The following is a 15,884-nucleotide window of genomic DNA, read 5'->3' as shown; positions in this document are numbered from 1 at the left end:
ATCAGATCTGAACTAATACAATTAATACCCAAATAAAAACCTCGCCTTAGCGAGGTCTTATCTGTAAAACTTTAGAAATCAATAAATCGACATATGGTTACGGTGTATCATTTCTAAAGAACGTGCTTCACCTAATACTTGGTATACCTTGTCAGAAGCCAGACCTTTAACAATTTCAGCAGAACGGGAACTGAAATTTACTCGCCCAACCGCAACTCGATGACCATGTTGGTCGACACACTCAACCACATCACCACGCTCAAAATGCCCTTCAACCGCTTTTACACCAACAGGCAACAAACTACGGTGATTTTCTTTAATGGCTTTAACAGCACCATCATCCAGCACCAAACGCCCTGCTGTTTGTAAATGCGCAGCAAGCCACTGTTGATGAGCTGTTAGACGATCATCATCGGTGATAAACAGTGTACCCAGTAATTCACCCGCCATTAAACGCGCCAATACATGGTCACTCTCACCACTTGCGATGAGCGTTGGACAGCCTGACTTCGCTGCCAAACGAGCAGCACGAACTTTGGTCAACATACCACCACGACCAAACTTACCGCCACCGCCAGCCATATCAAATAAAGTTTCATCCATTGCGCGAACGGTATGGAACAATTTTGCATTGGGATTGGAGCGTGGGTCTGAATCAAACATGCCTTGCTGATCAGTCAAAATAATCAGTAAATCTGCATGCACTTGACCCGCAACCATAGCAGCAAGCGTGTCATTGTCACCAAAACGAATTTCGTCGGTGGATACCGTGTCATTTTCATTAATGACAGGAATTACCTTCCAATCAATTAGATTCTGCAAGGCATCACATGAGTTTAAGTAACGGCGACGATCTGCAAGGTCATCATGTGTTAACAAGACTTGTGCTGTTTGGATCGAATGTTTCTCTAATACACTTGACCAAGTATGGATTAAGCCCATTTGCCCAATGGCAGCACAAGCTTGTAGACTGGGTAGATCGGTGGGTCGATTCTCTAGCTTCATGCGAACCATCCCTTCAGCCACAGCACCAGAAGACACCAGAATAATCTCATGTCCGGCATTGTGTAGATCTGCAATTTGTTTCGCCCAATGCGAAATTGCATCCAAATCTAAACCTTGCCCATTTGCTGTGAGTAAAGATGATCCGATTTTAACAACGATACGTTTTAAAGCCTTGAGCTGACGTTGCCCATCTACCACTTCTATCATCTTATCCTCGGTCTTTCTTTTCTAAGCGGATACCCGAATATTTGGATATCTTTAGAAATTAGCGCACGTAGTACACTTCCATTTCGCCATCGTCACCATCGTCGTCTTCATCGTCATCACCCAAAATACCAGCAAGACGTTGTTGACGGCGCATTTCACGATAAGCTTCTTTTGCAGCAATCGTTTGTTCACGTGTTTCAGCTTCAAGCTGATCACGGAATGCTTTCATTTTCGCTGCATACTCTGGATCTTCTTCTTCCAACTCATGTTGTTGTTCGATTTGATCCATGAGGTAATACACAACTGGTTTTGTTCCCTCTTCAAGCAAGCCTGAAGTTTTGAATACAGGACCATCCCATTGTAATTCTTCAAGAATATGATTACACCATTCTTCTTGAGTATCATCATTTAATTGATCAAGTTTGTTTAAAACAAGCACAATCGGTAATTGAGCCAAAGTTGGCGAGAATTTTTTCAATTCTTCCATAATGGCTTTGGCATTGTATGCCGGGTCTGAACCATCAATCGGTTGCACATCAACAATATGCAAAAGAATACGCGTTCGCGCCAAATGTTTAAGGAAACGAATACCGAGACCAGCACCTTCAGCAGCGCCTTCAATCAGCCCAGGAATATCCGCCATTACAAATGAACGATGACGATCCGCATCAACCACACCTAAGTTGGGAACCATCGTGGTAAATGGGTAATCCGCTACTTTAGGTTTTGCTGCGGAAACAGCACGAATAAAGGTTGATTTACCTGCATTCGGCATCCCCAATAAACCGACATCAGCGAGAACTTTAAGCTCAAGGCGAATCTCACGATACTCACCTTTGATCCCATGTGTACATTTACGTGGAGAACGGTTGGTCGATGATTTAAAATGGGTATTGCCCAAACCACCATCACCACCGTGTGCAACTAAAACTTTTTGACCATCTTCAACAAGGTCACCAATAATATCGCCAGACTCTGTATCTACAATGGTGGTTCCCACAGGAACTTTCAGAACAACTGATTCACCACCACGACCAGCACAGTTTGCGCCAGCACCGTTTTTACCACGTTCAGCGCGAAATTTACGGGTATAACGATAATCGACTAAGGTACTGGTATCGTCGTCAGCTTGAATATATACGCTGCCACCACGACCACCATCCCCACCATCTGGACCACCAAATGGTACAAATTTTTCACGGCGAAAACTGGCTACGCCATTGCCACCGTCGCCAGCCTCTACGGTAATGACTGCTTCATCAACAAAGCGCATGCTGCCAATCCTCTAAAATCTTTAAAACCGCATATTCTGCCATATTTTGAAAAATTTCTCGAATAGTATTATTCAACTAAGCATGAATTTTGTTAAACATTTTTTATAATTCATCCAATAAAACTGCCTTTGCTGATATTTTGATTGTTTTTCAGTCAGATATTTTTTTATAATAGGCAAGCTAAAAAATGTCTATGTCTCACTAACAAAAAAACATAGTCGTAAATTTATAAATTTACTTTTTTTAAATCAATACTTTTTATTTTGATCAAATGTTTGATCTAAAGGATGCTCTATATTGTCTATTGTCCAAATCAGTGCTGCGCTTGGACCCGCAGAATGTGAACTTGCAGTTAAATACACTTTGCAAGAAATGCAAAAAGAAGCCCAAAAGCAAAAAATTCAATTCGAAGTGATAGAAAGTAATACTACTCCGCACGGCTATTCATCCGTGATCTGTAATATTAATGACAGCCACCAAAATTGGCTGAACTCTTGGTTAGGAACCATTCAATGGACGTTTCAAAGTCCAATTCGTCCACATCACAAACGTAAAAATTGGTTTGTTGGCATTAGCCAATTTCAAAGCCCTACGCAACTTCCTGCGGATGATACGATTATTTTCCAAGCCTGTCGGGCATCTGGTGCTGGCGGGCAACACGTCAACACCACTGACTCCGCTATTCATGCAACCCATACTGCCACAGGAATCAGCGTTAAAGTTATGTCTGAACGCAGTCAACATGCCAATAAGCGTTTAGCAAAAGAGTTAATTGCACTCAAATTACAACAACAGATGGAGAGCCAACAAGCCCATCAGAAACACGCTCAACATTTACAACACACGTTGATTGAGCGAGGTAATGCAGTAAAAAGCTTTAAAAGATAAAGCTGATATCACACATGTTGTCGTTAAATCTGAGTAGCGTGAATGCCTAACATTAGTTTGAATTTAAATTTTATAAGAAATGAAGGATGCTTCAACACAGACATTAAAAAAGGAAGCCTTAGCTTCCTTTAATACTTTCATTGAATACTTTTAAAAACTTAAGCATGTACTTCAGTTTTTTCCTCAAGCATCTTACGATCAACTTCTTCAGGATTGTTCAAAGCATCATTGAGTTTTTCAACATCAAGCTTACCCACCCATTTTGCAACAACGATGGTTGCCAAAGAGTTACCCACCAAGTTAGTCAATGCACGTGCTTCAGACATAAAACGGTCAATACCTAAAATCAAAGCCAGACCAGCAACAGGAATGTTACCAACCGCTGCCAAAGTTGCTGCCATCACAATAAAGCCTGAACCAGTTACACCTGCTGCACCTTTCGACGAAATCAACAAGACCGCAAGTAACGTAATCTCATGCCAAATATCCAGTTGAGTATTGGTTGCTTGTGCAATAAAGATTGCCGCCATAGTCAAATAAATAGAGGTACCATCAAGGTTAAATGAATAACCTGTTGGAATGACCAAGCCAACCACAGACTTTTCACAGCCAGCAATTTCAAGTTTTTTCAACATTCGAGGCAATACGGATTCAGAAGATGATGTACCCAATACAATCAATAACTCTTCACGAATCATACGGATCATTTTTAAAATACTAAATCCGCAGAAACGACTGATCGAACCTAAAATAATGAAAATGAACAACAAACAGGTGATATAGAAACAAAGAATTAGCTGTGCAAGTTGCGCTAAGCTACCAATGCCATACTTACCGATGGTAAATGCCATCGCACCAAAGGCACCGATTGGCGCAAGTTTCATAATCATATTCACGATGTTAAAGAACACATGCGAAATTTGATCAATCAATCTTAGAACAGGTTTACCTGCATCTCCTAACTTATGTAAAGCAAAGCCAAACAGTAATGCAAATAAAAGAACTTGTAGAATTTCGCCTTCAGCAAATGCACCGACAACCGTATTAGGAATAATGTGCATAAAGAAATCAACGGTGGATTGTGATGCACCCGATTCCACATATTTGCTGATACCAGAAGTATCCAATGTAGCAGGATCAATATTCATCCCTACACCAGGTTTAGCAATATTGATCACCACCAAACCGATGATTAAGGCAATCGTGGACACAATCTCAAAATACAACAGCGCAATACCACCCGTCTTACCGACCGATTTCATGCTTTCCATACCGGCAATACCACTGACCACGGTACAGAAAATCACAGGTGCGATAATCATTTTAATGAGCTTAATAAAAGCATCACCTAAGGGTTTAAGTTGCTCACCCAAACCTGGAATATTCTTTTCTACACCATTGATCAATTGTGTACCACTTGGGAAGTAGTGACCGACGATCACACCCAAAATAATGGCAACAATCACTTGAAAATAGAGTGATTTATACAGCGGTTTCTTAGCCATGATAATTACTTCTTTCTATATTTCTGTTCGAAGAAATATCCAATATTAATGCGACCATTTGCTGACACAGGCAAAAATTCTGATGAAAACATCAAGAAAATAGATTTTTAGAAAATAAAAATCCGTTCAGAAAACAGCCGTTTTCCAAAACAAAGACAACAAATGACGATGTTTAAGATTTACTCTGTATTGCCCATATGCAAATCAGAATAAATGTAGAACAGGAGATGAAAAATAAAACACTATTCAAGCTTATTTTAATTAATTTTTGAGCATCAATCTCTATGTAAATGTGAATTTTGGCTAACATCTGTCCATTTTTTGCTTAGACCTTAGTCTAATACCACTTAGATCTATACCCTTTCAATTCATTTATGGCATAGTGTACTGCACTGTTTCTTCGGCTTATGACTGCATCCATATGAATACCAAACGCAATCTTTATAAAGACTTTGAACATCCTTTTGCGCAGTTTGTGCGAATCATTGGTAAAGGAAAAAATGGTGCACGATCATTAACTTATGATGAAGCTTATCAAGCTTTTTCGATGATCTTAAAAAACGAAGTGCTTGATGTACAACTGGGTGCTTTCTTGATGCTACTTCGTGTTAAAGAAGAATCTGTAGATGAACTCACTGGCTTTGTCCAAGCGACCAAAGACCAATTGAACTTCCAAGCACTTTCTGTGGATTTAGACTGGTCATCTTATGCAGGGAAACGCAAACATTATCCATGGTTTTTGTTGGCAGCTCTGACACTGGCTAAACACGGTTATAAGATCGTCATGCACGGCGCTGCTGGGCATACCATGAATCGTGTTTATACCGAACAAGTTTTAGCGTATTTAGGATTTCCAATTTGCCAAAATGAAACTGAAGTCAAGCAACAGTTAGAAACTCAAAATTTTGCTTATTTGCCTTTGGATGTAATCTCGCCAATTTTAGCGGATTTGATCAATCTCAGAAATGTCATGGGATTACGCTCTCCAATACATACTCTTGCTCGCCTGATTAACCCGTTCAATGCCAAAGCCACCATGCAAGCTATTTTTCACCCTGCTTATCGTAGCTCGCATCAACAGGCAGCTTTTCAACTGGGTTATCAAAATAGCGCAGTGATTAAAGGTGAAGGTGGCGAGTTTGAGCGAAACCCTGACGCGAAAACGCTGATTTGTGGTATCCAAGATGGTGAACTCTATGAATATGAATTACCAAAATTAACGGATAATCGTAGTCCAATAGAAGAACAACTGGATCTGTCTGTGTTTAAAGCTGTTTGGGAAGGTCAACAAACACATGACTATGGCGAGATTGCCGTTACCGAAACGATGGGGATTGCTTTATATACCATGGGTATTGTAAATAACTACCCTGAATCCATGAGTAAAGCTCAACATCTTTGGAACACACGTTTCTAAATTGAAGTTTCTACTAAAGCGTGATGATCAATGATCACGCTTTTGTATAAAATAAAAATCAGACCAATAAGGATAACTTTTCCCTGAAGAATGAATATTGAGGAGTTGCAACTGATCACCGATTTGGATCACGTTTTTATTCTGTATATGTGGTCCAGATAAATATGCATCTTTTTGCTGACCAATCAGCTTTGAACAATATAAATGGTGCGTTTTTATTTTTTTTGAAGAGTCAGCTGTATAAGCATTATCAATTTTTATACCAATTAATAGCATCGGATAACCATCATTTTTAATTGATGTATATTGTGTGACTGGCGTTTGGAAATTTTGACTTGCAATCACAGTCACATCTAATAAGCATTGAATAGGACTTGCGCCACTTGTTCGTTCAGCGAATGAGCTGGTGGAAATTGCAGAGATGAAGATTAGACTGAGATGAACAAGCTTTATTGTTTTGAGCAGCTGTAGCACTTTAACCTCTATATTTTTAAGAATTTTTATCTTCCTGAATATCTTTGTCGCCTTTTTACATATTTCTGATTTTTAACATATAGACCGTTTTATACCATCATCATTGCAGCAGCTAAAATATTATTGTTTTTTTATTGAGTATTTGAACCATAAAGTAAGGCTACTTTATGGTTCAAAGGTTTTTTACACAGTTAGATAAAACGAATTGGTTTAAATTCTGGTTCAGGAACATGTGAGTCACATTCCTCACCCTCTTCTTTATGACCTTTATCAATATAACCCGTACGTTCTTTTTCAGGAACATTTTGATGTTCCCAAGCGATTACCGCTTGCATACAAGTTTGACGCTGCTCAGCAGTCAGTGCCACACCATTTGGCCATTTCCCAATTTCTACTGCTGTTTTTAATCGTTCAACGATATCAGCATCTAAAATAGAAAGCATCTGTTCAATATTCATGGTCAATCCCGCTGAAAAGAATCAAAATCTTGATTCCAACCAAGTTTAGTACGACAAGCCATATAGAAGTCATAACCTGGCGGATGTAAAAGTATTAGTTTGAATGGATGTTTGCGAATATGCAAACTATCGCCAACATTTAATGAAACACTGTGTTGTCCATCGGCACTCACCATCGGCAATACACGGTTTTCACGGATCAGTATCTTAATTTCACTCTGCCCACCCACAACGATTGGACGCGAAGACAAGGTATGTGGATGCATCGGAACCAAAGCAATCGCATCCATACTTGGATGGAGAATCGGTCCCCCACCCGATAATGCATATGCTGTCGAACCTGTGGGCGTAGATACAATTAAACCATCACTGTGCTGACGATAAACATATTGCCCATCAATATTCAGTTCGAAATCGATCATATGTACAGACTTACCTGAATGTAGCACCACATCATTCAATGCAATTGCATCATAAATCGTTTCATTTTTACTGCGAATTTCAATTTCAAGTAAGAAACGGCGATCAAGTTGAAATTCACCTTTTAAGACTTGGTCGAGCTTAAAAATCACTTCAGTTGGTTTAATATCCGTTAAAAAGCCCAGTCGACCACGGTTGACACCTAATACGGGAATATTATATTTCACCAATGCACGTGCTGCATGTAATAAGGAGCCATCGCCACCAACAACAATGACTAAATCTACAACCTCACCGAGTAAATTCTTACTGACAGTTTGAGTATTGGTATAGGGGACAAGTTCTGCTGTTGCGGTATCAAAAACCGGATGTAAACCTAAACTCAATAAATGATCGTGTATAAGGCAAAGCGTATCAACCACAGAAGATTTATCTGGTCTTCCAATCAAACCAATGTTACGAAAGGTCTTTGGTGAAATCTGCACAGGTGCTTTAGCTCCACTGAAATTCTGAGATATCATAGCACTTTCAGAATATGTTTATAAAATCATTCATCAACGAAAAATAACAAGAATACCCAAAAAGGCTTTAAATTTGTGTATTTCACAGATTTATTATTGCAAATTTAAGAAAAGCTTCGCATGATTAGCGAAAATAAATTGGGTTTTATTATCTGTATATGAAGAACGAACGTGGTATAGGCTTGATTGCACTGATTTTTTGTGTATTGGTCATTGCAGCATTTTTTGCATTTAGTATCTACTTAATTCGACTCGACAATGTTATTCGGGACAAGTTCGAAGGAAACCGCTGGGACATTCCTGCGAAAGTATTTGCGCGACCATTAGAAATATATGCAACTGCGCCTATTGCACAAACAGAATTTGAACAAGAGCTTAAACTGTTGGGTTATAAAAACAGTGACAGTTATACCAAGTCTGGAACATATATCAGCCAACCCAATTCTGTCTATGTTCATACACGAGGCTTCGACTTTGGCGACAGCGTTGACCCAGAACAAGTTTTACAAGTGACCTTTGCTGGAGATACTGTTTCTGATGTCAAAGCCACCAAGCCAACCAATACAGGAATTGCACGTTTAGAACCGATGTTGATTGGTGGAATCTATCCGCAACATAATGAAGACCGTGTACTGATTAAACTCAACAAGGTTCCAAAACCTTTGATCGAAGCATTAATTGCAACCGAAGATCGTAACTTTTATCGTCATCACGGGATATCTTTCCGTGGTACCGCACGTGCGCTGGTCAGTAACGTGACAGGCGGAAAGCGTCAAGGTGGTTCAACACTCACTCAACAATTGGTGAAGAACTTTTTCTTAACCCCTGAAAAAACATTGAAACGTAAAGTCAATGAAGCACTCATGTCTCTTTTATTGGAGCTTCATTATAGTAAAGATGAAATTCTTGAAGCCTATTTAAATGAAGTAAACTTGGGGCAAAGCGGGAATTATTCGGTCAATGGTTATGGTTTAGCTTCACAGTTCTATTTTGGATTACCACTCAGTGAACTAAATATTTCACAGCAGGCTTATTTAGTTGGTTTGGTACAAGGACCTACCCTATTTAATCCTTGGAAAAATCCTGAAGGGGCAAAAAAGCGTCGAGATATTGTCTTGAACAATATGTTGGTGATGGGCTACTTAGATCAAGCACAATATGAAAAAGAAATTTCGCGCCCATTGAATGTTGTACGTAAACCAACGCTAGGAACCGCGAAGTTCCCAGACTTTCTCGATATTGTACGTCGTCAACTTAAAACAGAATATCAAGAGTCTGACCTAACCAATCAAGGTTTGAGAATCTTCACAACACTCGATCCAATTGCGCAAACCAAAGTTCAAAATAGCTTTAGAGATACTGTGACTCGATTAGCCAATGCCAATCCATCACGTTTAAAAGACTTACAGGGTGCTGTTTTAGTCACGCGCCCTGAGAATGGTGAATTGATTGCTGCTGTAGGTTCTACACAAGACTTTACTGGTTTTAACCGTACAGTTGATGCCAAGCGTCAAGTAGGTTCTTTGCTCAAACCTGTGATCTATTTAAGCGCTTTGGAGTCAGGGCGATACAACTGGGCATCTCAAATCGAAGATGCGCCGATTAGTTTACCTGTCAATGGCAACCAATCGTGGACACCGAAAAACTATAGTGGTTCTGGTCATGGTTATGTTCCTTTAGCACAAGCACTTGCTAACTCATATAACCTGTCAGCTGTTCGTCTGGGTAATGAATTTGGTATCTCAACATTTAGCAATAATCTGACTAAATTTGGCGTGACCTCGAAAATCCCGAATTATCCATCGATTTTCCTCGGAGCAGTTGATATGTCACCGATGGAAGTGATGAGTATTTATGGCAACTTTGCAACGGGTGGATTTAAATATCCTACTAAAGCCATTCGTACTGTGGTTGATTCAAATGGTCGTCTTCTAGAGCGTTTCGGCTTAAATGTTCAGCAAACCATAGATCCTTCTGCCGCATTCTTATTGAACTATGGTTTACAGCAAGTCATGTCATCGGGTACAGGTAAAGCGGCTTACAATAGCTTACCAGCTGATCTTAAACTTGCAGGTAAATCAGGGACAACCAATGATACTCGTGATTCATGGTTCGCAGGATACTCGGGTAACAACTTAGCTGTCGTGTGGCTCGGATTAGACAATAATAAAATCACTGGGTTGACAGGTTCATCAGGCGCATTGCCTGTCTGGATTAATGTGATGAAACAGTTACGTCAAAAACCTGTGAATTTGCGTCAAACAGATGATATTGCATGGCAATGGATTGATTCACGTACTGGCGAATTGTCTGCACAAGGCTGTGAAGGTGCAATGTATATTCCACTATTACGTCATACTGTGCCAAATCGTGCGACTGAATGCGGTATGCCACATTACCAAGTGGACCCACAATACGTACCCGATACACAACAAAACGCTTCGCAAACACAGTCTGGTGATAGTATTGACAACTACATTCGTGAGAGTGAAGACAGTATGGAACAGGACTCAAGAGGTCGTATGATTTCAAGTGGGAGTTACAACAACTAAATCCTCTCACTTTGTAGGTAAAGATGGAATGGCTTTTTGAATAGGAATGAATGATGAATCGTAATGTGACCAAGACCACTTATCTAATAAGTTTAATGGGAATATTGGCTTTAGCTGGTTGTCAAACAACACCACAACACACCAAGCCACCAACAAAACCTGTCGAAAAGCCAGATACATCACAGCAAAAAAATAATGTTCCAACGCCTGATGGTGTAAAGATTACACCTTATGAGCGACCTGAAATCAAACGTGAAAAAGTCCCTACTGTCATCGTGCCTCAACAAAAAGCCCAAACTCAAAAATTTGAGGATGGGCAAAGTATTCCCGCCTTTAAGCAATTGATGCAACAAGCCCAAACTGCTTATCAAAAACAACAATGGGATGAAGCAGAACGCTTTGCCTTACATGCACAACGTTTAGCCCCACAATCCGCAGAAGTTTTTTCTTATTTGGCGAGAATCGCCCAACAAAAAAAGCAATATGCAAACGCTGAGTCCTTAGCACGCCGTGGCTTAAGTTATGCTCAAACAACTGCACAAAAGAAAGTGTTTTGGAATACGATTTTACAGTCAGCACAACAATTGAAAAATCAAAAGACTGTTGCAGAAGCATCTAAGCAACTGCAAAGCCTCTAAGTTCAAAGTTGAAAAGTGTAATGTGAGTTAGACGCAACTACAGCTTTAGCTCATTAAAAAAACAATGTTCTTAGCGGAGTCTTGCCTCAAACAGTTGGAGATGAGATTTCCGAGTATCGTATTTCACCAAAAATTTTATATAAGATTCAGGTTGAAAATAGAATAGATTTTGTTTTTTCACGAGCCAATTTCACCCCATATTGCTATTGTAGCTGGGAGCATGGTTGCCACCGTTGGTCAAGGGTGATATGGATATCCCCTTTGATCAACGAAAGATTTTTGTTACTTTTCATCTCTAAAAAGTCAGGCATCGACTACGCAAATCAATCAAAACTTTTATCAAAATATGAGGCTATGAAAATGCCTTATTTATACGATACAAACTCTCAATAATGATATGGATTGGTTTAACTTACTTTTGATGTTTGGTATGAGTTCAAGTTAAAACTGGCTAATCCCTGCAATACCATAAGCACCATAGTGTTGTGCAATGCTTAAATCAGTAGGGCTTAACCCTCCCAATGCGAATACAGGTAAATCACTGCTTTTGGCATATTGCGCAAACTGTTCCCATCCCAAAGTATGTGCATCTGGGTGTGTTGTAGTTGGTAGAACAGGGCTAAGAATCACCGCATCGAATCCCAAGCTGTGCGCACGTTGTAAAGACACCACATCATGACATGCTGCGATACAACGAACACCCAATGGCAATTGCCCTATTTGCAAATCCATCACCTGTTGTTGTTTATAATGCACAGCAGCCACAGCTTTCTGCAAAGATTCTGGCAATTGTGTCCAAATATCAACATTGATGATCAATCGTGATAGATCATGCGGGTTTAACTGCTGGACTTGTTCTACAGCTGATGTGAGTAATTCAGTGCGATAATAAAACAGAGGTTGTGCTGAAGCTTCATTCAGATTACTTTCATTCAGCGTATTAGCATTCACTACACTTTGTTTGTTTCGACATAATTCGCTCAAATCCTCAGAAATTTTAATGTGATGATTCCAAAATAAACGCTGAATGATCGAATGATTGGCTTTAGGGAAATTCAGCCCTAAAAGTTGATCACGGCTGTACCATGTCCATGGTTTTTGAATATCTGCTAAATATTGCTCATTCACAATGGCATGGAATAAGTGCAAAAATACTTCGACATCATCATATTCATGATGAATCACATCAAAAGCATGCCACTGCTGAATGTCAATCCCCACTTCTTCAAAAATTTCTCGACGACATGCTTCAACAGGTGTTTCCCCTGCTTCAATCTTCCCTCCTGGAAACTCATATTTATTGCCTTGATGTTGGTCAGCGTTGCGCCATCCTACAAGGACTTTCCCTCGAAACAGTAATAAAGCAATCGCCACATGAACACTGGGTTTAGACATAGAAATAGAGCCCTGAAGTTTTAATCAATTGTAAGCAAATATAGATTTTTTATAAATGATAAAAATTATCGTTGACAGATCTATTCGATAATGATTATCATTTAAATCACTTAGACAACACCCCACTCGGAGTCAGAATAATGAACGCACCATTTAGCTTATTTACACGTAACACTGAAGCTCACCAATCTCTTCCAATGTTACACTCAAACAACTTATTTGCATTAGGACGTGAAATTCGCATTATGCATGCTGGTGAAGAATATCGTTTACGCTTAACCCGTAATAATCGTCTAATTTTGACTAAATAACGATAAAAACAACTGATTTAAAACAAAAAACGTGGGAACAAGCAGTATGAATCAGCGCATACTGCTTTTTAAGTTTTGGCTGAACAATTTATAAAAGATCATGTAAATAGAATTATTTGATACACAACTCGATGAGCAAATAAAGTCATTTATCATTTCTCTATCACTACTCAATTTTATGGCTAATATTGTTGTCGTTTCTTTCTGAATCTAAGGTAAATATAAGCGAATTTTTAAGCCACCGTATTTGGAAGCACTAAAATCAATTTTTCCCTGATGCAGATCGATTACCGTTTTACAAATGGATAAGCCTAAACCTGAACCTTGTGTTTGAGTTCCTAAAGCACGAAAGAAACGCTCCCCTAAACGAGCAATAACCTCTTCTGAAACTCCCTCACCATCATTTTGAATTTCAAATAATTTCCAACCTTCAAAATGACCAAGATCAATATAAATATTGCCCTGCTGAGGTGTATATCGAATTGCATTATCAATTAAATTGCGGATGCAAATAAACATTAATTCTTCATTTACATCGACATTTGCATCTTCACTTTGAATATGAAGTTGGACTTGTTTCTCATCTATAAATGTCTCTAAGGCAGATAAAACACCATGAGTCATCTTTTCCAAACTGACCCAAGTTTTAGGTAAATCACTTTTATCTGTAGGATCTAATCTGGCGAGTAACAATAAATTTTCAAGTACTTGTGTACCTCGAAATACATCATTTTGGATTAGGCTTAATTGATGACGAATTTCAGGCACTTCAGCATATTTACGTTGTAGCAACTGTAAACGCATATGTATTGCTGATAATGGTGAACGCAGCTCATGTGATGCATCTGCGGTAAACCTTTGTTCTGCGACTAATGCCTGTTCCAGTCGAATAAACATCTGATTAAGCTGATTAACCATCGGTTGTAGTTCTTTAAATTCAGGTTGAGGCTGTTGAATCAAGCTTAAGTCATTTACATTTTTCTCAGCGATTTCTGTTGAAAGCGATTGAATTGATCTAAATTGTTTTTTGACTGAAAAATGTAAAATCAACCATTGGATCGCCCATAAACTCAGTAAAATTAAAAAATAGCTGATTAAGCTTTGCGACAGATCTTTAAAGCGCTCACTCAACGGTTGGATCACATAGACACTTAACCCTGAATCGGGATTTTTTGCATGATAGCTTCGCCAAAGTTGATGATTTGACCAAATAAAATCATAAGCACTGTCTTGATCAGTTATCTTGGCGTGACTGCTTATGTCTAACTTAAATTCTGGGGATTGAGTTAAAAGTTTATCTCCATTCATCAATTGATATTGAATATCAAATTCATCACTGAGCTCATCCAATTGAAAACCCGATGTAGTACTCAAATCTGAAATCAGCAGCATATCTGAAATTTCATCCATGATTTGATCTTGAACATCCATGTTGTGGTAAATAGACAATGCGATGAGTAATAGCAAAGCAAATAGACCCGCCACAATTGAACTCAACATGGATGTTTTAATCAATTTATGTTGTAGCGAGATGGCTTGGCTCATAGATACCCTATTGAAATCATTTAAAATAGATCAACACACTGCTTATTCTTGCGGTGTATTCATTCGATAACCTAATCCTCGTATGGTTTTTATCAAATGATTGCCAATCTTTTTTCGTAGCTGATAGATATAAACTTCAATCGCATTGCTTTCAATTTCATCCCCCCATGCATATAAAGAAGCTTCTAATTGTTCACGAGTCACAATATGTTCAGGCTTTTGCATCAGTTTATATAAAATTTGAAATTCTTTTGCTGTTAATGCAATGGCTTGTTGGTCTTGAAAAACTGTTTTTGCATGAGTGTCTAAAATCAAATTGGCATATTTGATTTCATGTAAATTTGTGGTTTGTGTTTGTCTAAGCTGAGCACGTATTCGTGCTGATAGTTCTTCAAGACTAAAAGGTTTGACCAGATAATCATTTGCACCTAAATCCAAACCTTGTACACGATCTTGAATAGTATCTCGTGCTGTTAGAAAAATTACTGGTGTGTCAGGATATTGCTTTTTTAATCGCTGCAAAATCTCATCTCCTGTCGCCTTTGGTAAACCTCGATCAAGCAAAATGCAATCATATTCATGCTGTTCTATGGCTAAAATGGCGTGATCACCTCGCTCAACCCAATCGACATTATATCCATCCATTTCCAACCAAGATTGGATACTTTCAGCTTGTGAGCGGTCATCTTCTGCAAGCAATATTCGCATTATCTACCCTCTTTCATCCATATCTAAAAATCATCACTATTGGGTTGATGGCAATATAATGACCACAAAGATGAGATGCCAATGCATCTCATCTTTGTCGCAAATTCAATTTTGAATCAAAAATAAGTGATTTTGAACGAAAGCATTAAAAATTCACTGCATCAACATCAATTTCGACTCGCTTGGTTGGCTTGTAGTCGATATCAACTTCACCGATTAAAGTAACTGTAGTATTTGGGGCAATCGGTTTACCTTGCCATAATTCATCATCAATATCGACCGTGATTGTTCCAGTGTTATCACGGAATTGATATTTTTCATCACCAATCGCTTTTACCACATTGCCACGTAACTGTACTTTTGTATCATCTTTTAGGGTTAATGCATTTTTCACAGTGGTTAAACTGGGTGTTAAAGCAGACTGATTCACTGCTGTATTTGCTGAAGCAAAAGAAGTTGCACCAATTAAGCTGATTGCAAGCAATGTTTTAGAAATTAGTTTCATCGTTGACCTCATCAATGTTGATCGTTTCAATAAAGCCATTAAAACAAATCAACATGAGGTG

15 protein-coding genes are annotated in these 15,884 nt (G+C 38.8%); 5 read left to right on the top strand and 10 right to left on the bottom strand.

Translation table 11 applies throughout. The features are described from left to right. Positions 1–78: 78 nt before the first annotated feature. Both proB and cgtA read right to left on the bottom strand, forming a co-directional pair. Positions 79–1,212 (bottom strand): glutamate 5-kinase, encoded by a 1,134-nt coding sequence (proB, locus tag AAV97_RS17990; RefSeq protein ID WP_004831515.1) that lies wholly within the window; start codon positions 1,210–1,212, stop codon positions 79–81. Between the two features lie 58 nt (positions 1,213–1,270). Beyond that, positions 1,271–2,485 carry an Obg family GTPase CgtA gene (gene cgtA / locus AAV97_RS17985; RefSeq protein WP_046761298.1) on the bottom strand — a complete coding sequence of 405 codons (1,215 nt, stop codon included), beginning with the start codon at positions 2,483–2,485 and terminating at the stop codon, positions 1,271–1,273. 298 nt (positions 2,486–2,783) lie between these two features. On the opposite strand from cgtA, the gene prfH reads away from it, so the two are divergent. Continuing rightward, positions 2,784–3,374, top strand: coding sequence for a peptide chain release factor H (prfH, locus tag AAV97_RS17980; RefSeq protein ID WP_046761297.1), 591 nt, complete (start codon positions 2,784–2,786; stop codon positions 3,372–3,374). Positions 3,375–3,532: 158 nt separating this feature from the next. On the opposite strand, the gene AAV97_RS17975 is transcribed toward prfH, so the two are convergent. Continuing rightward, positions 3,533–4,879 (bottom strand): dicarboxylate/amino acid:cation symporter, encoded by a 1,347-nt coding sequence (locus tag AAV97_RS17975; RefSeq protein ID WP_005030057.1) that lies wholly within the window; start codon positions 4,877–4,879, stop codon positions 3,533–3,535. Between the two features lie 421 nt (positions 4,880–5,300). On the opposite strand from AAV97_RS17975, the gene AAV97_RS17970 reads away from it, so the two are divergent. After that, on the top strand, positions 5,301–6,296 hold the full coding sequence (locus AAV97_RS17970) for a glycosyl transferase family protein (protein ID WP_046761296.1): 996 nt from the start codon (positions 5,301–5,303) through the stop codon (positions 6,294–6,296). A 27-nt stretch (positions 6,297–6,323) separates the two neighbouring features. Here the strand turns inward: AAV97_RS17970 and AAV97_RS17965 are convergent, their stop codons facing one another. The 3 genes from AAV97_RS17965 to AAV97_RS17955 all read right to left on the bottom strand — a co-directional run bounded on the left by AAV97_RS17965 (position 6,324) and on the right by AAV97_RS17955 (position 8,169). Then, entirely contained in the window at positions 6,324–6,770 is a 447-nt protein-coding gene (locus AAV97_RS17965) for a hypothetical protein (RefSeq protein ID WP_004831520.1), read from the bottom strand. A gap of 191 nt (positions 6,771–6,961) precedes the next feature. Next, positions 6,962–7,228, bottom strand: a complete 267-nt coding sequence (locus tag AAV97_RS17960; RefSeq protein ID WP_004831521.1) for a YeaC family protein — start codon at positions 7,226–7,228, stop codon at positions 6,962–6,964. 2 nt (positions 7,229–7,230) lie between these two features. Continuing rightward, positions 7,231–8,169 carry an NAD(+) kinase gene (locus AAV97_RS17955; protein WP_004831522.1) on the bottom strand — a complete coding sequence of 313 codons (939 nt, stop codon included), beginning with the start codon at positions 8,167–8,169 and terminating at the stop codon, positions 7,231–7,233. 158 nt (positions 8,170–8,327) lie between these two features. On the opposite strand from AAV97_RS17955, the gene mrcB reads away from it, so the two are divergent. Together mrcB and AAV97_RS17945 are read left to right on the top strand one after the other, a co-directional pair. Beyond that, positions 8,328–10,721, top strand: coding sequence for a penicillin-binding protein 1B (gene mrcB / locus AAV97_RS17950; RefSeq protein WP_004831524.1), 2,394 nt, complete (start codon positions 8,328–8,330; stop codon positions 10,719–10,721). A 53-nt stretch (positions 10,722–10,774) separates the two neighbouring features. Next, a complete protein-coding gene (locus AAV97_RS17945) occupies positions 10,775–11,359 on the top strand; it encodes a tetratricopeptide repeat protein (RefSeq protein ID WP_009586202.1) in 585 nt (194 codons plus the stop codon). A gap of 441 nt (positions 11,360–11,800) precedes the next feature. Here AAV97_RS17945 and AAV97_RS17940 read toward each other — a convergent pair whose 3' ends face one another. Continuing rightward, a complete protein-coding gene (locus tag AAV97_RS17940; protein WP_046761295.1) occupies positions 11,801–12,754 on the bottom strand; it encodes an NUDIX domain-containing protein in 954 nt (317 codons plus the stop codon). A 140-nt stretch (positions 12,755–12,894) separates the two neighbouring features. Between AAV97_RS17940 and hemP the strand changes: the two genes are divergently transcribed. Further along, positions 12,895–13,065, top strand: a complete 171-nt coding sequence (hemP, locus tag AAV97_RS17935) for a hemin uptake protein HemP (RefSeq protein ID WP_004721884.1) — start codon at positions 12,895–12,897, stop codon at positions 13,063–13,065. Positions 13,066–13,275: 210 nt separating this feature from the next. On the opposite strand, the gene AAV97_RS17930 is transcribed toward hemP, so the two are convergent. The 3 genes from AAV97_RS17930 to AAV97_RS17920 form a co-directional block, all read right to left on the bottom strand. Continuing rightward, positions 13,276–14,610: a sensor histidine kinase gene (locus AAV97_RS17930; protein ID WP_046761294.1), complete on the bottom strand. Its 1,335-nt coding sequence runs from the start codon at positions 14,608–14,610 to the stop codon at positions 13,276–13,278. Positions 14,611–14,652: 42 nt separating this feature from the next. After that, positions 14,653–15,318, bottom strand: a complete 666-nt coding sequence (locus AAV97_RS17925; RefSeq protein ID WP_005030067.1) for a response regulator transcription factor — start codon at positions 15,316–15,318, stop codon at positions 14,653–14,655. Between the two features lie 145 nt (positions 15,319–15,463). Further along, entirely contained in the window at positions 15,464–15,823 is a 360-nt protein-coding gene (locus AAV97_RS17920) for a NirD/YgiW/YdeI family stress tolerance protein (protein WP_009586228.1), read from the bottom strand. Between the last annotated feature and the right edge of the window lie 61 nt (positions 15,824–15,884).

Source organism: Acinetobacter sp. Ag2, assembly GCF_001005515.1.
GTDB lineage: Bacteria > Pseudomonadota > Gammaproteobacteria > Pseudomonadales > Moraxellaceae > Acinetobacter > Acinetobacter bereziniae.
The sequence above is the reverse complement of the archived record's forward strand: the minus strand, read 5'-3'. Positions and strand labels throughout refer to the sequence as shown.